Source organism: Bacillus sp. SRI_025, from assembly GCF_057592095.1.
This window is the reverse complement of the sequence record NZ_JBYEGB010000003.1, coordinates 388,362-409,093: the sequence shown is the minus strand read 5'-3', so window position 1 is coordinate 409,093 and position 20,732 is coordinate 388,362. Positions and strand designations below refer to the sequence as shown.

At 40.8% G+C, this 20,732-nt stretch carries 25 protein-coding genes; 14 read left to right on the top strand and 11 right to left on the bottom strand.

Going from position 1 to position 20,732, the window contains the following annotated elements; all coding sequences use genetic code 11:
* Positions 1-67 precede the first annotated feature (67 nt).
* From AC20OE_RS11785 to AC20OE_RS11770, 4 genes are all read left to right on the top strand, one after another.
* Positions 68-424, top strand: coding sequence for a YlbF/YmcA family competence regulator (locus AC20OE_RS11785; protein ID WP_024425750.1), 357 nt, complete (start codon positions 68-70; stop codon positions 422-424).
* Positions 425-873: 449 nt separating this feature from the next.
* Positions 874-1,740, top strand: a complete 867-nt coding sequence (locus tag AC20OE_RS11780; RefSeq protein ID WP_487268876.1) for a Cof-type HAD-IIB family hydrolase — start codon at positions 874-876, stop codon at positions 1,738-1,740.
* 113 nt (positions 1,741-1,853) lie between these two features.
* The gene (locus AC20OE_RS11775; RefSeq protein WP_047202896.1) at positions 1,854-3,353 is read left to right on the top strand and encodes a coproporphyrinogen III oxidase; all 1,500 of its coding nucleotides are present in this window, start codon (positions 1,854-1,856) and stop codon (positions 3,351-3,353) included.
* A gap of 75 nt (positions 3,354-3,428) precedes the next feature.
* Positions 3,429-4,703, top strand: a complete 1,275-nt coding sequence (locus tag AC20OE_RS11770; RefSeq protein ID WP_487268875.1) for a lysine N(6)-hydroxylase/L-ornithine N(5)-oxygenase family protein — start codon at positions 3,429-3,431, stop codon at positions 4,701-4,703.
* Between the two features lie 37 nt (positions 4,704-4,740).
* Here the strand turns inward: AC20OE_RS11770 and AC20OE_RS11765 are convergent, their stop codons facing one another.
* Entirely contained in the window at positions 4,741-5,964 is a 1,224-nt protein-coding gene (locus AC20OE_RS11765) for a cation:proton antiporter (RefSeq protein ID WP_039177552.1), read from the bottom strand.
* Positions 5,965-5,967: 3 nt separating this feature from the next.
* On the bottom strand, positions 5,968-6,465 hold the full coding sequence (locus AC20OE_RS11760; protein ID WP_024425442.1) for a cation:proton antiporter regulatory subunit: 498 nt from the start codon (positions 6,463-6,465) through the stop codon (positions 5,968-5,970).
* A 353-nt stretch (positions 6,466-6,818) separates the two neighbouring features.
* On the opposite strand from AC20OE_RS11760, the gene AC20OE_RS11755 reads away from it, so the two are divergent.
* Together AC20OE_RS11755 and AC20OE_RS11750 are read left to right on the top strand one after the other, a co-directional pair.
* Positions 6,819-7,013: a hypothetical protein gene (locus AC20OE_RS11755; protein WP_080967171.1), complete on the top strand. Its 195-nt coding sequence runs from the start codon at positions 6,819-6,821 to the stop codon at positions 7,011-7,013.
* 27 nt (positions 7,014-7,040) lie between these two features.
* The gene (locus AC20OE_RS11750; RefSeq protein ID WP_039177561.1) at positions 7,041-7,811 is read left to right on the top strand and encodes an enoyl-CoA hydratase; all 771 of its coding nucleotides are present in this window, start codon (positions 7,041-7,043) and stop codon (positions 7,809-7,811) included.
* Positions 7,812-8,034: 223 nt separating this feature from the next.
* On the opposite strand, the gene AC20OE_RS11745 is transcribed toward AC20OE_RS11750, so the two are convergent.
* Entirely contained in the window at positions 8,035-8,223 is a 189-nt protein-coding gene (locus AC20OE_RS11745) for a YhzD family protein (RefSeq protein ID WP_039177563.1), read from the bottom strand.
* 171 nt (positions 8,224-8,394) lie between these two features.
* On the opposite strand from AC20OE_RS11745, the gene AC20OE_RS11740 reads away from it, so the two are divergent.
* From AC20OE_RS11740 to AC20OE_RS11725, 4 genes are all read left to right on the top strand, one after another.
* Positions 8,395-9,609 (top strand): metallophosphoesterase family protein, encoded by a 1,215-nt coding sequence (locus tag AC20OE_RS11740; protein WP_106025320.1) that lies wholly within the window; start codon positions 8,395-8,397, stop codon positions 9,607-9,609.
* A gap of 16 nt (positions 9,610-9,625) precedes the next feature.
* Entirely contained in the window at positions 9,626-12,412 is a 2,787-nt protein-coding gene (locus AC20OE_RS11735; protein WP_268502994.1) for an ATP-binding protein, read from the top strand.
* Positions 12,413-12,474: 62 nt separating this feature from the next.
* Positions 12,475-13,422: a 3'-5' exoribonuclease YhaM gene (gene yhaM, locus AC20OE_RS11730; protein ID WP_024425447.1), complete on the top strand. Its 948-nt coding sequence runs from the start codon at positions 12,475-12,477 to the stop codon at positions 13,420-13,422.
* Positions 13,423-13,538: 116 nt separating this feature from the next.
* A complete protein-coding gene (locus tag AC20OE_RS11725) occupies positions 13,539-13,769 on the top strand; it encodes a sporulation YhaL family protein (protein WP_041089925.1) in 231 nt (76 codons plus the stop codon).
* A 53-nt stretch (positions 13,770-13,822) separates the two neighbouring features.
* Here the strand turns inward: AC20OE_RS11725 and AC20OE_RS11720 are convergent, their stop codons facing one another.
* Complete coding sequence (locus AC20OE_RS11720; RefSeq protein ID WP_047202904.1) at positions 13,823-14,701, bottom strand: peptidylprolyl isomerase; 879 nt, start codon at positions 14,699-14,701, stop codon at positions 13,823-13,825.
* A 161-nt stretch (positions 14,702-14,862) separates the two neighbouring features.
* Here AC20OE_RS11720 and AC20OE_RS11715 point away from each other — a divergent pair, with 161 nt between their 5' ends.
* Entirely contained in the window at positions 14,863-14,949 is an 87-nt protein-coding gene (locus AC20OE_RS11715; protein WP_008361129.1) for a YjcZ family sporulation protein, read from the top strand.
* Positions 14,950-15,094: 145 nt separating this feature from the next.
* A complete protein-coding gene (locus AC20OE_RS11710) occupies positions 15,095-15,184 on the top strand; it encodes a YjcZ family sporulation protein (protein ID WP_017360317.1) in 90 nt (29 codons plus the stop codon).
* 51 nt (positions 15,185-15,235) lie between these two features.
* Here the strand turns inward: AC20OE_RS11710 and AC20OE_RS11705 are convergent, their stop codons facing one another.
* Entirely contained in the window at positions 15,236-15,421 is a 186-nt protein-coding gene (locus AC20OE_RS11705) for a hypothetical protein (RefSeq protein WP_072368131.1), read from the bottom strand.
* 82 nt (positions 15,422-15,503) lie between these two features.
* A complete protein-coding gene (locus AC20OE_RS11700; protein ID WP_039177576.1) occupies positions 15,504-16,025 on the bottom strand; it encodes a DUF3267 domain-containing protein in 522 nt (173 codons plus the stop codon).
* Positions 16,026-16,257: 232 nt separating this feature from the next.
* Here AC20OE_RS11700 and AC20OE_RS11695 point away from each other — a divergent pair, with 232 nt between their 5' ends.
* Positions 16,258-16,602 carry a YhaI family protein gene (locus tag AC20OE_RS11695; protein ID WP_058838794.1) on the top strand — a complete coding sequence of 115 codons (345 nt, stop codon included), beginning with the start codon at positions 16,258-16,260 and terminating at the stop codon, positions 16,600-16,602.
* Here AC20OE_RS11695 and AC20OE_RS11690 read toward each other — a convergent pair.
* Positions 16,580-17,200 (bottom strand): HTH-type transcriptional regulator Hpr, encoded by a 621-nt coding sequence (locus AC20OE_RS11690; RefSeq protein ID WP_058838795.1) that lies wholly within the window; start codon positions 17,198-17,200, stop codon positions 16,580-16,582. The genes AC20OE_RS11695 and AC20OE_RS11690 overlap by 23 nt on opposite strands.
* Positions 17,201-17,387: 187 nt before the next feature.
* Positions 17,388-17,744, bottom strand: a complete 357-nt coding sequence (locus tag AC20OE_RS11685; protein ID WP_024425453.1) for a YtxH domain-containing protein — start codon at positions 17,742-17,744, stop codon at positions 17,388-17,390.
* A gap of 128 nt (positions 17,745-17,872) precedes the next feature.
* Between AC20OE_RS11685 and yhzF the strand changes: the two genes are divergently transcribed.
* A complete protein-coding gene (yhzF, locus tag AC20OE_RS11680; RefSeq protein ID WP_024425454.1) occupies positions 17,873-18,064 on the top strand; it encodes a membrane protein YhzF in 192 nt (63 codons plus the stop codon).
* A 49-nt stretch (positions 18,065-18,113) separates the two neighbouring features.
* Here the strand turns inward: yhzF and AC20OE_RS11675 are convergent, their stop codons facing one another.
* From AC20OE_RS11675 to AC20OE_RS11665, 3 genes are all read right to left on the bottom strand, one after another.
* A complete protein-coding gene (locus AC20OE_RS11675; protein ID WP_039177586.1) occupies positions 18,114-18,632 on the bottom strand; it encodes a tryptophan transporter in 519 nt (172 codons plus the stop codon).
* 127 nt (positions 18,633-18,759) lie between these two features.
* Complete coding sequence (gene serC / locus AC20OE_RS11670; RefSeq protein WP_058838797.1) at positions 18,760-19,839, bottom strand: 3-phosphoserine/phosphohydroxythreonine transaminase; 1,080 nt, start codon at positions 19,837-19,839, stop codon at positions 18,760-18,762.
* 159 nt (positions 19,840-19,998) lie between these two features.
* Positions 19,999-20,427 (bottom strand): HIT family protein, encoded by a 429-nt coding sequence (locus AC20OE_RS11665; protein WP_024425457.1) that lies wholly within the window; start codon positions 20,425-20,427, stop codon positions 19,999-20,001.
* Positions 20,428-20,732 lie beyond the last annotated feature (305 nt).

The window sequence follows — 20,732 nt, the reverse complement described above, 5'->3', positions numbered from 1 at the left end:
TAGTTTGTTATAGTGGAGTGGTGTCCGCCGATCATATCGGTGATAACGGATAGAAAGGAGACATAACATGTCTGTAAATCTTTACGATGTTGCATATGACCTTGAAAAAGCATTGCGTCATAGCGAAGAATATTCAACTTTAAGAAATCTTTATGATGAGGTAAACGCGGATGAGTCCTCTAAAAGAATGTTTGAGAACTTCCGTGACATTCAAGTAAACCTTCAACAAAAACAAATGACTGGTCAAGAGATCACACAAGAAGAAGTGGAGCAAGCTCAAAAAACAGTTGCGCTTGTTCAGCAGCACGACAAAATCTCTCAGTTGATGGAAGCGGAACAACGTGTGAGTGTTCTTATCGGTGAATTAAATAAAATTATCATGAAGCCACTTGAAGAGCTTTATGGGAATCCAGAAGAAAACTAATGGAAAGGGCGATGTCATTCGCCCTTTTTTGTTTTATCTTTTCTCCTCAATATCTTTTAAAAAAAGGTTGTCGAAGCACATAAATTCTGCGATAATACTTATATTGAAAGTGCTTTCAAAAAGGCGCTCTCAAGGGACAATTGGGTGCGTTTCACTTGGGATTTAAGGCAGTGAGCCAAACGAGAGAGAAGCGCTTCTGGGAGAAACGCAAAGCATAAGGGGATCTGATATAAGCAATGCTTTGGTGTGTGAAAGATAAGGGGATCATGGGGAGCTTCATCACTCCATTGTAACGCATCCAAACCATACATAAAAAAAAGCCTAGGGGTAGGCTTTTTTTATTTATCCATCTATTCATAACCTGGGGCTCTTTCAACTGCATGTTCTAAAGCGCCAAGCTAGGGCATATCCTCATCGTAAGTACAGTCATCAAGAAGGGGGATGCCTCAGTGTCAAAAAAACTACTTGCACTCAATATAGATGGGACGTTACTTCGTTCCAATGGTAAAATCCATTCCGCTACAAAAGAAGCTGTGGAATATGTAAAGAAAAAAGGGGTTTACGTGACGATTGTCACCAACCGGCATTTTCGTTCCGCTCAAAAAATTGCCAAGGCGTTGAAGATTCCAACATCAACCCTTGTGACGCATAGTGGTGCATTTATCGCGGATAAACTCGATGAGCCGCTTCATGTGAAAAAATTAACGGAAGAAAAGACATTTAATATTGTGCAAATCCTTGAAAGCTTCGATTGTAATGTCCGCTTGCTGCATGAAAAATTCTCGATCGGCAACCGGAAAAAAACGCAGTCTCAGCTGATGGGAAAGACGCTCATTCATCCGTCTGATCCAATTTTCTATCCCGTTCAGTTTGTTGAATCGTTAAGTGATATGCTGATGGATGAACCGGTCAGTACACCAGTGATTGAAGTATATTCGACAGCGGAGCTTCAGCCTGAGATTCACAGGACCATTCAACAAGCATTCCCATCTGTTGATCTTATTAGGATCAGTGATGAGAAAATGAATATTGTCTGCAAAGGGGTTTCGAAAGAAGCGGGACTTTCTCTCTTAACTTCTGCACTCGGTTTTACTTTAGAAGATACGGTCGTTATTGGACATGGAATAGATGATATTCCAATGCTTGAATTGGCTGGTTTAGGCGTTGCTATGGGAAATGCCCCCAACGATGTCAAGCGCAAAGCCGATTGGGTGACCCGCTCGCACGATGAACAGGGTGTGGCTTATATGATCAAGGAATACTTTAGAATGCAGCAAAGAGAAGGATTTTTACATCAATTTGATATTAAAAGATAATACAGTGAAGGCCCTGTCAATCAAGAAATGGCAGGGCCTTCGTCTGTTCCCTTCATTGCTTTTCCTACATGAATTTTGTAAAATGAAACAAGTTTGAAGATAAAGGTGATATGATGCGAATTTTAATTAAAGGGCTGTCAGATGAACGATTTCATCGCCCGCTTGTCAATATAGCCAATTTATTTGAAGAAGATAGTGAAGTGATATTTGAAACAAGTGAATTTGATGATGGTTTGGTCATTGAATTTAGTTGTAAGGAAGAAAATGGCATGGTGGAAGCGTCTGGCCATATCGATGGGTCAGATATCACCAGTCGTTTTTCACGGGATCTCCCAAAGAACTTGAACGATAAGGAGCGCTGGAAGCAAATCAAAAACACAGTGCTGTCTGTTTATTTACACTTGCTTCAGGAGCACACGGGAATGACACAAAAGTGGGGGATTCTCACAGGAATACGTCCTACGAAATTGCTTCATAAGATGCTGAGAGAGGGCATGTCAAAGGAAGATGCACATGCGGCATTAAAGCGTGATTACTTGATTCATGATGAAAAAATCAATTTGATGCAGGAGATTGTCGACCGTCAGCTTAAAGCCATTCCAGATCTGTATGACCTTCAGCAGGAAGTGAGTATTTATATTGGCATTCCTTTCTGTCCCACAAAATGTGCTTATTGTACGTTCCCTGCTTACGCCATTAAAGGACAAGCTGGTAGAGTGGGAACGTTTTTGTTTGGTCTGCATTATGAAATGCAAAAAATGGGCGAATGGCTAAAAGAACATGGGATCAAAGTGACGACCGTTTACTTTGGCGGAGGCACGCCAACGAGCATCACAGCCGAAGAAATGGATTTGCTGTATGAAGAAATGTATCGCTCGTTCCCTGATGTGAAGCATATACGGGAAGTAACTGTCGAAGCAGGGCGTCCGGATACGATTTCCCCTGATAAGCTAGAGGTGCTAAACCGCTACAATATTGACCGGATTAGTATCAACCCGCAATCGTATGAGAATGAAACATTAAAGGCTATTGGCCGGCATCATAGTGTGGAAGAAACGATTGAAAAGTATCATTTATCAAGACAGTACGGCATGAATAATATCAATATGGACTTAATCATTGGATTGCCGGGAGAAGGGCTCAAAGAATTCCAGCACTCCTTGCAGCAGACTGAGGAACTCAAGCCTGAATCTTTAACTGTGCATACACTTTCCTTTAAAAGAGCATCTGAAATGACGCGCAATAAGGAGAAATACCAAGTAGCAGACCGAGAAGAAATCACACGTATGATGGATGAAGCAGTCACTTGGACGAAAGCACATCATTATCACCCATATTATTTATATAGACAAAAAAATATTTTGGGAAATCTCGAAAATGTCGGGTATTCATTAGATGGACAGGAAAGCTTGTATAATATCATCATCATGGAAGAAGTACAGACAATCATTGGCATTGGGTGCGGTGCAGCAAGTAAATTCATTGATCCACGGTCAGGGAAAATTACGCAGTATGCCAATCCAAAAGATCCAAAATCGTATAATGACCGCTATGAACACTATACAGAAGAGAAAATTCAATTCCTTGAATCATTATTTGTTTCTCACGTTTAAACACTGCGATGACGCAGTGTTTTTTTCATTTGTAAAAGGGTATATAAGTGATAAAAAGTTAAAGCAGGTGTACATATGATAGATGTGATCGGAATTGGGATTGGGCCTGCCAATTTAGGAATGGCCGCTTTGTTAGAGGAGTATGAGGATGTCTCATGCTGTTTTTTTGAACAGGAGTCTGAGTTTGCTTGGCATCCCGGTATGCTGATCAAAGGAACGGATTTACAAGTTTCCTTTTTAGCAGACCTTGTCACAATGGCGAATCCAAGGAGCAGGTATACCTTTTTAAATTATTTACATGAATCAAATAGACTTCACCGCTTCTATACATTTGAACAGTTTGATATCCCGCGGAGAGAATTCAATGAGTATTTATCATGGGTTGCAGGAGAGTTAGATAGCTGTCAGTTTGGGATGAAGGTAGAAGAAGTGACGGACTGCCAAGAAGGCTACCTTGTGAAAGTCAGACGATTGAAAGATGGTTCACTATCTGAGTATCGTGCAAAGCATGTCGTGCTTGGAACAGGAAGTAAACCGATGATTCCGGTCGATGTGCCTGAAGCAGCATACCCATATGTGACCCATAGCAGCCGTTATTTAGAACAGCAGAAATCACTTCACGAAGCTGAGTCGGTGGCGGTGATCGGTTCAGGGCAGAGTGCAGCCGAAATTTTCTTAGACCTGCTTCAGCATCAAAAGAAAGGCCAGCAGCTTTCGTGGTTTACGCGTTCTAGTGAATTTAGAGAGCTGGAGACGGCTGAGCTTGGCCAAGAGCTTTTTACACCAAAGTATGTCGAGTATTTTCATTCGCTTCCTTATGAAGAACGTATGAACACATTGCCTAGGCTGACAGGATTAAGAAATGGCATCGATGCATCGACGCTTTCGCGCATTTATCAGGAATTGTATCATCGCTCTGTTTCAGGTGAAGAGCCATCTGTGATCATTCAGCCAATGACCGAGCTTGAAGCGATTCAAATAGGAAAGCAGCAGCCCTTAGAGCTGCACCTCAGACAGTGGCAGCTGAAGAAAGAAAAAAGCATAACAGCAGAACATGCCGTATTAGCTACAGGGTACACACCGAATATCCCTAAATGGTTTGACGCATATGAACCTTTGATTGAATGGGAAAGTGATGCGCATTTTAAAGTGACAGACGACTTCAGGCTTGTGTTCAAAGACAAGCGCTCAAATCATTTCTTTACATTCACGAATCTTGATCATTCTCATGGAACAGCGGCGACCAATTTAAAACTATCGATTTACCGCAACCAGAAAGTGATTCAAACCATTCGTGGGGGCGAGGAAGCGCCAGTCAAGCAAAAAACTGCATTTCAGCAATTTGAATAAGACATAAAAAAGGGCCCAAGCATAGGGCCCTTTTTTATTAGATCGTCGTTTCTTTTTTTACTTTTGGTTTTTCAGGTTTCCATTTGAAGATTTTGTTGAGGATTTGATAGATTTTCTTAGATTCTTTCGTTACGAGCGGTCCTAAAATCGCAAGAATTAAGACATACAATGCAGCGAAGGGCTTCAAAGTAGCGGCAAGTCCGCCCGCAATGCCAAGCTCGGCAACAATGATTGAAAACTCTCCTCTCGATACGATGGTTAATCCAATATTAGAAGAGGCTTTATGAGAAAATCCAGCTCTCCGTCCAGCAAACATTCCGGCAGTGAAGTTTCCAATTAGGGTAAGCATCACAGCGCCGATCGCAAGCCAGAAGGCATCACCCAATGTAAATGGATCAATACTGAGACCAAAGCTGAAAAAGAACATTGCTCCAAAGAAATCTCTAAACGGAACCACGAGATGCTCGATGCGGTCAGAGTGCTCTGTTTCTGAGAAAACAAGACCAAGTAAGAGAGCCCCAATAGCCTCTGCTACATGAATCGTTTCTGAGAAACCAGCGACAAAGAACAAAGCCGCAAATATCACAATGATGAACACTTCGTTCGAACGGATATCAAACAACTTGTTTAATAGTTTTGGCAGCTTTCGCGCAATAATAAAGAAAAGCATCATATAACCAAAAGCAATTAAAATAGATAATAAGGCACCGCCAACAGTAGTGGCATCTCCTAGGACAAGACCTGATACGACGGATAAATAAACAGCAAGGAAAATATCCTCAAACATAATAATCCCTAGAATTAACTCTGTTTCAGGATTTGCCGTCCGTTTCAAATCGACAAGGACTTTGGCTACAATGGCGCTGGATGAAATGGTGATAACCCCTGCCATAATGAGAACCTCAAGGAATCCAAACCCTGTGATAAAACCGTAGAGCAGTCCTAAGCTGAAGTTGATCAAAATATAAATAGATCCGCCGACTGCAATGGATTTACCCGATTTAATGAGTTTTCCGACAGAGAACTCAAGTCCAAGATAGAAAAGCAGGAACAGGACGCCCATTCTGCCAAAAAACGAAATAATCTCGGTGCTTTCGATAAATTTTAAATCAATAATCCCGATAGTTGGAGCATGCGGCCCAACAATCATTCCGAGGACAATGAGAAAAGGGATGATAGAAAATTTAATTTTATTGGCGATTAAGCTGGCAATGGCGATAAGAATAAGCGCCGTCCCAACTTCAAAGACTAAATGATCCATTCATCACTCTCCCCCTCTAGAAAGAAAATCACGTACCAATCGCTTCAAGTGTTTTCTTTCGCCCGAAATGACCATCGTATCATTTGCTTGAATAATCGAATCGGCACCAGGGTTGAGTAATTTTTCATTTGTATGTTTAATGATCGCAATCACGGTGACTTCATAATTTTGTCTCACATCTAAATCACCGAGTGTATGTCCCACCGCTTTTGCACCTTTTTCCACCTTAAACCATTCAATGATCAAGTCATTGAATGCCATTTCAATGGTTTCTAGTGCCTGCGGTTTATACACCATACCGCCGATAATAGCAGCGATTTGCCGGGATTCAGCATCATCGAGTGAAATGGTAGACAGCACTTCATCTGGATCATCATCGTCAAAACGATAAATTTCCCGTCTGCCATCATCATGAATCACAATCGTCATCTTTTCTCTATTTCTCGTTTCAATTTCAAATTTCTTTCCGATCCCAGGAAGATCATTTTCTTTAATGTTCATTTTATCCCTCCGAATTTGATAGGCTGTGTTTTTCGTATAGTAAATACGGATGAAATAAAATGAATCAGTAGAGGTAATTAGATTGATACATAACGGGGATCGCACACTTCATTTCCAAAAAACATAGATCAATGGATAATGCAGATGATGGGGCAAGCTTTGACAGAAAAGTTTTGGCATCCGCCATTGATAATCTGTCCTTCAACAAAAGAGATGAAGCATGTTTTTTTGAAAATGAAGGTGTCTTCACAGCATTGATTTCTTCATCATAGATGGATGGAGAAATCAGGCTAGGTGTGCTCGCTTCTGCTTGTGACGCAAAAACGACATTTGAAAAAGGAGAAAACATGACGATGAAGCTAACCAATATCATGATGGAACATCTGATCAATCATCCTCCTCCTTTCAAATTTATTTTCTTTCTTATTTTACTATATAAAAATATATTTCTTGTTTCAATGATTATGCTTATTTTAGTATCAATTGATCTTGAAATTTTTTGTTTAGAGAAAAAGGTTTTACTTGATGGAAATGGAAGTAAGTTATGAGCTTTTAAACAAAAAGGGGGATGGATGATGACATATATCAATTGTCAGTTAGACGGGGATGTTTTTGAAATCGTTTTCAATAGGCCTGAAGCATATAATTCGTTTCATGTGGACATGTTTGCTGAATTCAAAGAAGCATGTGATGCAGCGGAGGAAAGCAGTGCTAAAGTCGTTGTCATCAAGGGAGAGGGAAAAGGGTTTTCAGCAGGCGGAGATATTGGGATGATGCTTAAGCAGGAAAGTGAAGAAGATTTCCATCGTGTGATGGATTTGATCGAGGGAATTACACTTTCACTAGCTAGTATGAAAAAAGTGACGATTGCGCTTGTCCACGGGTCAGCAGCAGGCCTCGCTTTTAGCTTTGCCCTAAGCTGTGACTACTTGTTTATGCATCACGATGCTAAACTTGCCATGAATTTTAATGGGGTAGGATTAATTCCAGATGGTGGGGGGCATTTTTTCCTCACAAAAAGAGTCAGTGAGCAAACCGCCAAACAATTGATTTGGAGCGGACAAAAGCTGCCGGCTGAAGAAGCGTTAAAGCTGCGCCTTGCCGACGGGCTGTTCCAAGAAGAGGTCGATACGTACCAAAAAGTGTGTGTGAAGTCGTTTATGAACATGCCGCTTCAAGCCTTTATCGAAACAAAGATGATCTATTTCCAGCAGTCAGAATCAAAGCTCTTAGCAGTTCTTCAAAAAGAGAGGGCAGCACAGGCAAGACTGAGAAAAAGTCATGATCACAAAGAAGGTATACAGGCTTTTTTAGAAAAAAGACGACCTGTCTTTCAAAAAGCATAGATGAACATAAGGCCGGCGAAAGCCGGCTCAGCGTGTAGAGAAACCCTCGCATTCGGTGTCAGGTCTGCGCTCCGGTGCTCACGAATGTCAAATTCGCTCCGCAAAGGTAGCCGTCCTTCCTAGACTGCAAAGGTTTTCTATCACGCTGAAAAGAAGACAAAGGACTAAAATCAAGATCATTTTAGCCCTTTGTCAACAATCTGGGCCGGCGAAAGCTGGCTTTTTAACGTTCAAATAAAAGCAGTTTGCCTGCTGGATCAACGAGTCGATGAGAATGCTTTGTGTATTGCTGTTCCATTAAGCGATGACGTCCTAATTCCTTTGCCTTCTCGTCACTATCCGCTGTGATTTTTTCATTTAATAAAGTCTCACCCGACCGGTCAAATACGGTTAAAAAGTATGTCTTCTCCATCCCTCATCTTCCTTTCCTCTGTTTTTAATGTAATTAAACATGGAATAAGACAAAACCTCTTTTTTAGCCCTTAAAAATGTGTTTTGTAGAATGAGAGTGATAGAACGTGCATTCGTAAAAATGGCATGATAAAATATGGACAATGACAGTATCGGACAAGGAGATAGACGTTTGACTAAGCTCACCTTTATTCATGCCGCAGATTTACATTTAGACAGTCCATTTGCAGGAATGTCGACTATACCTAATTCCATATTTAAGCGGCTCAAAGAAAGTACATTTCAAAGTGCTAAGAACATGTTTGATCTTGCCGTTGCGCGAGAAGTAGACTTTGTGCTGCTGAGCGGAGATTTATTTGATGAATCCAATCGAAGCCTGAAAGCACAGCTGTTTTTAAGAAACCAGTTTGTAAGACTGCAAACACACGGAATTGAAGTCTTTATTATTTATGGGAATCATGATCATTTAGGCGGTGAATGGACTCCGATTGAGTGGCCCGAGAATGTACATGTCTTTTCGAGCAGTACACCAAGTGAGCACTCCTATTATCGAGGGGATCAGCTAGTCGCAAGCATATATGGGTTTAGCTACAAAGAGCGGGCTGTCTATGAAAATATGACATCTCATTATGTCAAAACGACAGATGCTGCCTATCACATTGGGATGCTTCACGGCACATTAGCCGGGCAAGAAGGTCATGATGCCTACGCCCCATTTCAGCTTCAGCAGCTCCTTTCGCAAGATTTTGATTATTGGGCGCTCGGACATATACATAAAAGAGCCCTTCTGCATGAAGATCCATATATTATTTATCCTGGTAATGTGCAGGGCAGACATATAAAAGAAACGGGAGAAAAAGGCTGTTACTTGATTCACCTCTCTGAAGATTCTCACACAGCGGATTTTATCAGCTGTGCAGATATCATCTTTGAGACACTGGCAATAGACATCACAGAAACGGCTCATATGACTGATCTTGTCACACTTGTGGAAGGCAAAATCAATGAGCTGAAAGAGGAAGGCATTCCTCATTTTGTGAGAATTGAATTGATAGGTGATGCGCCTTCTTACTTTGAGCATACACAGCTTGAGGTCCTCGAAGAGCTGATGACTGTTTTTCATGAGCAGGAGGAAGATGAAGACGTGTTCGTTTGGGTGATGTCAATTGACTGCCGAACAAATGAGGATGTGATCTATCCAGAGGATTCTTTTTTGAAGGAACTCACTACAGAAATTGCACAGTTTGAGCCATATGAAGAGCTGCTTTCACCGATCAAGCGTCACCCAACCTACAGAAAGTCAGGAAAAGCGCTCACAAAAGAGGATGAAGTGGATATAAAAGAAGAAGCACAAAGGCTGCTGACGGAACAGCTGAAGCAATTATGAGAAAAGGAGAGGTATGATGAAAATACGTTCACTCCATATAGCGAATTTCGGGAAATTTTCAAATCGAACCTTTCACTTTTCTGATGACGGTTTTCAGCTAGTTTACGGCCTGAATGAATCGGGGAAAACGACATTGAAGGCGTTTATTGAGTCGATGTTATTTGGTTTTTCAAAAAACAAGATGTACAAGCCGAAGCAAGGATCTTTCTATGGCGGCTCCCTCACTTGCTTAGATGAAGAGTTAGGTGTCATTCACATTGAGAGATCGTCCGATCGAGGCGGTCAAGCACAGGTGTTTTTACCGAATGGTGAAGTGAAAGACGAAGCATTCCTGCGGACTCTTTTAAAGGGAACGGATCGCAGATTATTCCAATCAATCTACTCATTTGATGTGTTTGGACTGCAAAATGTCCAAGCCTTAAACGAAGATCAAATTGGTGAATTTCTGCTTTTCTCAAGTTTATTTGGCTCAGATGCGGCCTCCAAGATGGATAGCAGGCTGCTTAAGCAGCAGGAGCAGCTGTTTAAACCAAATGGACGCAAGCCAGAATTAAACCAGCAGCTTGATCGTTTAAAAGAGCTGACTGGCCAGCTGAAACAAGCTAGATTGGCAGAAGGCCGTTATTCAGAAAAAAAACGGGAGCATTCTGAATTCATAGAGACGATCGCAGCGCTTCAAAATGAAATGAAGCAGACAGAAGAACAGATTCAGCAGTTAACTGAACACATTCGACTTTATCCCATGATAGAGAAGAAGATGGAGTTAAAAAAAGAATTAGCCCGTTATCCAGAACGAGTCAAACGCTTTAGAGCAGAAACAGAGCATGAATTGGATAAATTAGAATCACACCTTCACCCGAAAAAGGCTCAAATGACTGCACTAAAGCAAAAATTAGATCATTTGCAAACCACGATGGCACAAGTTCAACCGCTTTATGACAAGGATACGTTACTGGAGATGAAGCGTGTCGTTGATGAAACTTCTCATGCTGAACGTGTCAAAAATCGCTTAGCTGAATGTAAAGCAGAACGTGATTCATTGAAACAAAAAATGGATGAAGCCGCAGCGAAGCTGAAGTGGCAGCGTTCAGTCAAGCTCGATCAGATCGACGACTCCCTTGAATTTGAGTGGGAATTAAAGGAGGCTGTCAGCCAATACATTCGTTTAATGGACAGAAAGGCACAGCTGGATGACCGGTTTGATCATGCAAGACATGAGCTGGAAGAAGCGGAAACCGCTTTAAAAGGATTAAAGGAACAGCAGGCCAAATCGCATAGTACAGTGGAAACTGGGGAAACAAGAACAAAAGAGAAACAGGCTCATTCCCGGGCGTGGTTATTTCCTGTGATGGTGATGTTCGATGCTGCATTTCTGCTTGTCCTTTTCTTTTTAACAAAATGGTGGATTACTTTCTTATTTGCGGGATTTTCTGTTTTTGTTTTCTTTGCGATTTATCCATTTTTGAAATCAATACAGATGAAACAGGGAAGCGGCGGGGGAACATTCGATTCCTTCCAAGTGCAGGCAGCTTCAGCTGAAACGCTTGTGAGGCAGAAGGAGCTTTTGTACGAAAGGATTATCCGGCAATATGAAGACTGGGAGCTGGAGCTGGAACCTGTCCAGCAGCAAGTAGAGGAAAAGAAAAGACAGCTGGGCTTGTCCTCAGAGCTTTCTTTCCTTGTAGAAGCCTTCCTTATTCTGAAGCAATTAAAAACGGATACAGCGGAATATGAGGGGCTTAGCCGGGAAATAGACGAGCTTTTAGGCCAGCAATCCAATTATGAGCACAGGGTGGAAGCGTTAAGCAGTCTTCTTCAACGAAAGGAAGGCACCATTCAAGAGAATATCTTGGCCTTTCAAGAGATATTGAAAGATGAGGCGAAAAGAGAAAAAGAACGTCAGACATTGGATGTTTCGATTCAACATGTGAAACAGCAGATCACGACGCTAGAAGGGGAAATTGACTATTACGAAAAACAAATGGACGCGCTTTTTCGTCAAGTAGAAGCAGAGTCCAAAAAAGATTACCAAATCCTTTCTCATTTATCAAAAGAATATCGGGAACGGCTTTCTCATTTGCAGCAGCTGAATCAAGAGCTGCATAGAAGCGGCTGCTTTGATGAGGAAGAATCGATTGTTCGCAAAGGATTGCGTCTTCTTGAAGAAGAGTGTGCAGAAGCGAAGCAGCACCTGAATAACGTACAATCGAATGCGGCGAATATGGAAAAACGCTTAGCAGAACGAGCAGTGGAAATCCGGCAAATAGAAGCTTCTGGTACAGTTTCTGATTTGACTCATCAGCTTGCAGCTGAGCAGGAGCATGCAAAGCACCTTGCGAAAAAATGGGCGGCGATTCAGCTTGTCCGCTCCGTCATTCGAGAAAAATTGAATGAGCATAAAGAAACAAGGCTGCCAGCATTGCTGCAAACAGCTTCAAGCTTTATTCAGCCGTTAACGAATGATCGATATGAAGCCATTTTATTTTCACCCGAGGATGACCGGCTGATCGTGAAAAGGGTGGATGGACGAATATTCCATCCAGAAGAGCTCTCACAGGCAACATGTGAACAAATCTATCTGGCGATTCGTTTTGCACTCGCCTTGTCGCATCAGCAGGAGTGTCAGCTTCCGTTTATGATGGATGACAGCTTCGTTCATTTTGATCATGTACGTCTAGGAAGAGTGCTGGAGTTGATGAATGAACTCACACGTTTTGAAACACAGCTGTTTTATTTTACCTGTCATCAGCATATGGCGCAGGCAGCAGAAGATGGACAGATTACGAGTTTAGCAGTTGAATGATTGACAAATAATGACTTATGTTATACTTATATGAGCAGAAACATGGAAGGAGCTTTTATTGAATGGCTAAAGGGATCATGACCTATGATGTCGGCGAACAAGTTGACCTGCATTTATTAATTAAATCATCTACTAAAGGGATTGCAAGTAATGGCAAACCATTTTTAACGCTCATTCTTCAAGATCAAAGTGGAGATATTGAGGCGAAACTATGGGATGCAAAGCAGAATGATGAAATCACCTATGGCCCGCAAACCATCGTGAAGGTAGTAGGCGACATTCATCATTATCGCGGGAGGAATCAGCTGAAGCTTAGGAATATACGCCCTGTTGCTGAAAACGAGCAAATTCGAATTGATGATTTTCTCGAAACAGCTCCTATTCCAAAACACGATATGATGGATACGATTATGCAATATATCTTTGATATGAAAAACCCTAATATTCAGCGTGTTACAAGGCATTTGCTGAAGAAATATGGACAGGAATTTGCTGATTATCCAGCAGCGACAAAAAATCATCACGAATTTGTCTCTGGACTCGCCTACCACGTCGTGTCCATGCTGCATTTAGCAAAATCCATTGTTGACCTATATCCATCACTAGATCGAGATCTTTTATATTCAGGCATCATTCTTCATGATTTAGGGAAAGTAAAAGAGCTTTCAGGTCCAGTCTCTACCACATATACAGTGGAAGGGAATTTAATTGGCCACATTTCCATCATGGTGACAGAAATTGCGAAAGCGGCAGAAGAGCTTAGCATTGATTCAGAAGAAATTCTCATTTTACAGCACTTAGTCCTCAGTCATCATGGAAAAGGAGAGTGGGGCAGCCCGAAACCACCAATGGTGAAAGAGGCTGAAATTCTCCACTATATTGATAATTTAGATGCGAAAATGAACATGATGGATCGTGCGCTTGAGCATGTGAAACCAGGAGAATATACAGAACGTATTTTTGCACTTGAGAATCGTTCGTTTTATAAACCAACCTTCCATCACGAATAATCATGTCAAAACGTCCGTTTATGCGGGCGTTTTTTTCATAACTTGTCTTCTTTTCGCATAAGCATGTAACACAAAGGAAGAGAGGAATGTCCTTAAGAAAAGGAGGCGATGAAAAAATGTTGTTTTTTCCGTGGTGGGTGTATGCCTGTATCATCGGCATTATTTTCTGTGCGTATAAATTAATGACAACAGCCAAAGAGGAGCAAGAAATTGATCAATCCTTTATTGAAAAGGAAGGAGAAATTTTTATCGAGCGAATGGAACAGGAAAGAGAGCGCAGACGTCAGGATCAGCAGGTGAAAAGATCACAGGATACTGCGGCACATGAAGATCATTCGATTGCTTAATCTGATCATACAAAAACCCCTCTGCACGATGAAGGCAGAGGGGTTTTTTGTGATTACTGTTGAGTCTGCTGATTTTGTGCAGGCTGTTCAGATTTTTCTTTGAACGTTTTTTCAAGCTCTTTATCTTTTACTTTCACATCAGCATCTTTTACTAATTTGTTTAAGATGTTTTGGATTTCATTTGTGTCTGCCTGTTTTTGGTCAAGCAGTTCTTTTTTCAAGTCCGCTTTCATGTCATCATATTTACCGCGTTCTTCGGTCTTTTTAATGATATGATAGCCGAATTGGGATTTTACTGGCTTGCTGATTTCATTTACTTTTAGTTTGAAAGCAGCCTTACTGAAGTTCTCGTCCATTTGGCCTTCTTTTGCGAACCAGCCTACATCGCCGCCTTGTGCAGCTGAAGCAGTATCAGTTGAATATTCAGAGACAAGGGCATCCCATTTTTCACCTTTATCTAATTTCTTTTCCACTTCGTCAGCTGTTTTCTTATCAGCTACTAAAATATGGCTTGCACGGATTTTCCCTTTAAGGTCATCGTAATACGCTTTGACTTCTTTATCAGTGATTTTGATGTTAGCTTTGGCAGCCTTTTGAGTCAGCAGCTCATATTTCACTTGATCTTTGATGTAATCTTTACCGAATTCATCTTGAAGCTGTTTTAAACGATCTTCACCAAGTGACTTTTTATATTCTTCCAATTTCTTATCAATTTCTTTATCGGATACTTTGTATTTGTCAGCAAGAACCTTTTGTTGAACAAGTAGGTTTAGAGCATCTCCACCTGCTTGTTTCTTAAGAGTTGTATAAAGTTCACCTTTTGTGACATCTCCTGATTTTGTTGTTGCGATTACATCTTTATCACCGCTACTGCATGCGCCAAGAGTTAAAACACTTACTGCTGTTACAGCTGCTAAAGCCATTTTTTTCATTCAAAAAACACTCCTAATCTTTCCAATTTATTTATCATTGCTTGTATCATAACATATTGTGACATGCTGTAAAAAGAAATGCAAATGGAAGGGCATTCGTCTAGTCAAAAAATTGCGCGCGACATACACATATAGTGATCACAAAAAGGAGGCTGAATTATATGGGAGCAGGATATTCTAATGGGTTTGCTTTATTGGTCGTGCTATTCATTTTGCTGATCATCGTTGGTGCAGCATATCTTTACTAATTAAATCGCTGTGACAGAAGGGAGCCGTCCTGCCATGCGTGAGGGCGGTTCTTTTTTCAAACGATGACAGGTGCCTAAACGCTTTTTATTTTTCTGCATACACTGAGCTTAGAACAGAGGAAGAACTGGCAGGAGGTGTTTTTACATGGGAGGAGAAGTCTTTGCTGGCGGTTTTGCACTAGTCGTCGTATTATTCATCTTATTGATCATCATCGGTGCATCTTGGATTTGCTAATTAAAATATACACAAAAAGCTGCCCTCAAACTGGCAGCTTTTGCTTTGATCTTAAATGGAGATGGTAATTTCAACAAATGATGAGATAAGTAAGATCAGTATTGATACATTGATAAAGCGAAACACCTTATCTTGCCGTTCTTCAGGAATCTCTCTGACAAGGCATAATGTATTAGTAAGCCTGTTTATTGAATACACAATAAACGCGGCAAAGACGATGAAGTAAAATAAAACTATCGGAGATCCCCCCTCTCTATGCTATTCCCATACTACATTACCAAATTTTTTATGAAAAAGATAGAAGTTGGCTTTAAAAACCTCATGATGAGGAAGTTTGGTCAACTAAAATATCAAACTCGTCTTGAGCTTGATCGATGATGCAGGATTTAGGTGCTTTAAGCAGCTTCCATGCAAATAAAAAGTCAGGCAAACAATAGCCTGCATGTATACTTGCGATGATGATAAAATAGTGTGCATACATGGGAAACGCCACGCCTAATACAAAGTAAACCGGTGAGATGACACAAAACGGGCTGAGAAGTGAAAAAAGCATCACTTTCTTAGGCACGCGCTGCCAGCAATTTCGTTTCATAAATAGCGTCATTTTTTTCTTATTTTTCATCACTGGGATCAAGTGAACCACACGGTGGACAAGCAATGTCACAAGTAAGAGCACGGCAAAAAGCGGTGCGTTATGGCTGCTTAGCCTCGTTTCAGGATGAGTCAGTTGAAAACATAAAAATGCCATAATGAAAAAAAGGATAGCAAGACTTATGGCAGAAATCATCATTCTCGTATAACCATAATCCTTTTCAAGATTAATGGTCTTCCAACAATTCATTTTTCATCCTTCCAATCTAAAAATCGAATTGAATATCTCAAGATAATTTACTCTTCCTGAGGATAAAAATCAATGGTTTTGATGAAAAAAAATAAAATGCTGCCTTCAAATGGAATAAAGAGAGGAAACTTTGGATTTTTCAAGAAAAAAGAACAGAAGGGGGAGGTTCGTCTCTTTCGTCAATGAGTAATTTCGGCTAAAATAGAAGGACTAAGAGAAAGAGGGAACGTACATGAGTATTGAGGAACGAATGAGCCAGCTTGAATATTATATGGAACTTTTATTGACGGCAACCGATATGAGCCGTTATCCATATTACGCGTTATTGATCAGGCAACGTGTATCGAAAGAAGAGGCAGAGGAAATTGAGCGTATTTGTGCTGAGCTTTCAGAGGAAATGGATAAGCAAAAAGCACAAGGCTACGTCATGTTTGACGATCTCCTTGCGCTCTTTGCGGGACAGTTAATTGAAAAGCTGGATGTTCATGAGACGATATTTGCTTTGCATGATCAAGGGCTCTTTCAGCCGCTAATGAATGAATTTATAAAGATCATTAAACAATTTGATTTGTGTTAGCCGCTTTTTCTGCTGCCTCCGCTGAGTTTTCAAGTTCCTCAGTCTTTTTCTTGACTCTTCCTCGCTCATTCAAAAAGTCCTTCTCAATGTTTGAAAACGATTTCTCAAAAATCTCCATGAAATCCTCACCATAAATGTTTCGGATGATACACATCATTTCTAAAATCTCAGGGAACTTTCCGTAAATGTCATGAAGCGGCTGTGCGCCTTTGACAATACCAGTTCGAGCCGGGTCATAATCTTCGAGTAGTTTATGGAATGTCTCTTCGCCTTTTGGCGTTAGTTCAATATACGTATTGCGTTTATCGTTTAACTTTTTAGAAAATTTTAAAAATCCTCGTTCCTCCAGTTTCTTGGAGAAGTTAAACGCCGTTGATACATGCATGACGCCAAACTTTGCAATTTCTGATATTGAAGCTCCTTTTAATTGATACGCAATCCACAAAATATGATGTTCATTGATATTTAGGTTATACGGTTTGATCCACTGCTGCCAGTCCTTTTCAATGGATTTCCAAAGAGCTTTGCTCAATTGGGCCATTCTTTGACTGAATAAAAGTGCTTCTTTTACATCGAAAGGCTGTTCCGAATGATTCATCCATTTCACCTACTTCTCTTTTTCTTGTAATTCTATTATGCCAATAAAATAAAGATTAATAAAGCTGAAAATTCAAGAATTTTTAAAAGTCATGAAAAACATTGACAAAATAACCTTTTTTCAACAAAAAAAGTGCGGGATACGCACCCCGCACACTTTTGTAAACGAATATTTTTTTGTGAGTATATTAGTTTTGTAAGGTTTTCTCCAGTTGTTTGAGCTTTTCCTCAATTTCCTGAATTTCCTTTTGTAAGTCCTGCTGATGAGGTTTGATTTCTTCGCGCCATTGCTGAATCGATGTTTGCAATTCAGATCCGACTTCTTTAATCACCTCTGCGCTTTCTTTTGCTGTTTCCACAATTTGCTCTTTTAAAGCTTGTCCATCTCTTTTTAATTTTGTCAGCGTATCTTCGAATTTGTCATAGCCGTCTTTCACTTTTCCGCGCACATCTCTGCCAGAAGAGGGAGTCGTCAGGAGCACTGCCGCACCTCCGAGGAGACCGCCTACAAATAATCCTGTTAATAAAGAACGTCCACTAGCCATTCAAATCACCTCTAGTCAAATTTTACACATTCGCATGTTCTCTCTGAGCTGACGATCAGCTTCATTGAACTTCCATACATAGCTTGCTTTATTTTAGCATACTTTTGAAGAAAAGGGAGGGGAGAAGGTTGTCTGTCTTTCTGTTCGTTTTTATGTGTATCGTCATCGTTTTTACAGGTGGTTCTATTCATTATGCAAGACAGCTTGGGTATGCAGGGTCTTATCCGCCAAAACATGTCTTAAAGCAAAAAGCACTTGTGTGTGCGGCAGGTGCAGGGATTTCGCTCCTCATTTTGCTGCTGACCCTTTTTCTTTTATAAAAGCATGAAAAAAACCTCTTCATCTATCATGAAGAGGTTCGGTTATTCGTTAAGCAACTTCTATCATTCTTGCACGTCTCAGAATGGACTGAGCAATTGGGAAGACAAATACCATAGCGATGGTATTAATCACGGCTGCTGGCAGGACGACGCCCACAAGAAGTGCCGGTAATGCAGCTGGCAGTCCAGTGATCAGTAAAGCGGCAGATAAGAAAATCACGCCGGATACGATGGTTCCAATCGCAGTTAACACAGCGGTCAGCACGACTTTGTTCTTTATCTTCGAGCAAGATAAGAAAAGGGCTAGGAAGATAAAGGCTGTCACTGGTTTATCAATCATATTCGGAATTTGTCCGCCTGGGAATCCCGTTGTTAATGCAGAAATGACACCAGTCACTAGCGCAATCACGACGACATGCTGAACCTTTGGGAAAAGGATGATGCTTAAAAACATCATGACCAGCATCATATCAGGTTTCATTCCGAAAAAGATGGGCGGGAAAATCGTATGCAAAACAGCTCCCATTGCTGCAAGCAATGACATAATCACTAATTCTTTTGTTTTCATTTCTATGCTCTCCTCTGCTAAGCTCTTATAGGACTCTCCAATAATATGGCTCATCATTTATTGCAAGAGTCATGACTTTATATTTCTCGTTATTATAACAAATTTATTTCCCTATAGAAAAGCCTTTTTACTCATTTTCTTGCTGGAACTTTTTCATAAAGTCCGCAAGCTTTTGGCAGTCTTCAATTGAGACCGCATTGTAAATAGATGCTCTGCATCCACCGACAGAACGGTGGCCGGCAAGTCCAACCATCTGCTCTTGCTTTGCTTTTTCCACAAAGGAAGAAGTAAGTGCATCATCACGAAGAGTAAAGGTGACATTCATATGCGAACGGCTGTCAGCACGCGCATGTCCTTGATAAAAACCGCCGCTTTGATCAATTGTATCGTAGAGAATGCCTGCTTTTTGTTCATTGCGTTTTTCCGCTGCTTCTACACCGCCAGCTTGTTTAACATGCTCAAGGACAAGCGACAGCATATAAATCGCAAAAGTCGGTGGTGTGTGATAAAGAGAGTTAGCTTTTGCGTGTGTTGAATATTTTAATATTTTTGGTGTGCTGCTTTTCTCTTTCTCTAATAAACGTTTGCGCGCAATCACAATCGTGATACCTGATGGACCTAGGTTTTTTTGTGCCCCGGCATAGATGAAATCAAATGAAGAAACGTCTATTTTTTTACTGAGAATATCACTGGACATATCCGCAATGAGCGGGAGTGACGTGTTCGGGAACGTTTTCCACTGAGTGCCGAAGATCGTATTGTTCGATGTGATGTGTAAGTAAGCACCATCTGTTAAACCGGAAGCATCTACTTCTGGAATATATGAGTAGTTGTCATCTTCACTTGAAGCAAAGACAGATGTCTGACCAAACCCTTTTGCTTCTGACAATGCTTTTTCTGACCATGCGCCTGTTTGAATGAAATGAGCTGTTTCGCCTTCATGTAAGAAGTTCATAGGAATCATCGCAAATTGAAGACTAGCTCCGCCTTGTAAAAAGAGGACTTCATAATCTTCTGGAATGTCCATCAGTTCCACCAAAAGCGCTTTTGCTTTATTGTGGACTTCTTCATATTCACCGCTGCGATGAGAAAGCTCCATCACAGACATCCCAGTTTGTTTAAAATCAACAAGTTCTTCCTGTGCTTTTTGAAGCACTTCTAGCGGCAGTGCCGCCGGACCAGCATTAAAATTTGTCGTTCGCTTCATCACAATCTCTCCCTATTTCTCGCGTTAATGGATCAAAAGATAAAACCATCCTATCACAAATTTGAAGCATTTGGACAAAAAATTTGAATCGTTCAAAATATCTTACTATTAAGAGGTGAAAGCGATGAAAAGGGGCAAAAATAAGAAAAACCTCATCTGTTAAGATGAGGTAAGCCGCGTGTGGATGGCAGAAGAAATGTCTTTTAAATCCTCTGACGTGTATTGATCTTGATGTGATTTCCATACGGCACCAAAGCCATCACCTTTGCCGTAGCGCGGAATGATATGCATATGGTAATGGAACACCGATTGACCAGCTTTTTCACCGTTGTTGTTCAGGAGGTTTAACCCGATTGGTTCAAATTCCTGTTTGATCGCCCTTGCAATTTTCGGAATCGCTTGGAAGTAGTGGTTAGACACTTCTGGTGTCATCTCATAGATATTTTCTTTATGTATTTTCGGGATTACAAGGGTATGTCCTTTTGTTACTTGGCTGATATCAAGAAAAGCCAATACATGCTCGTCTTCATATACTTTTGCACATGGAATGTCTCCATCAATGATCTTGCAAAAAATGCAGTCGCTCACGCCATGTCACTCCTCATTATTTTTCCTTTATCGTATCACAAAAAGAAGCAAAAAAGAAAACAGGACAAGCGAACTCCTTTGGTCGCTCATCCTGCTCCTGCAGAAGAAATGCTGATGCTTTCATTCGATATGCCTTTTGAATTCTCTATTTACTGAAATAAAGAATTCATATGCCTGCTATTTCTGCCGTAAACACCTCATTTGACGTTTTGGTTTGTCGTATACATATTGTATAGGACACAAAAATCAAGAATCAGTGAAGCAAAACAGAAGCTAAGGTTTTTAGATGAAAAACCAACTTGTCA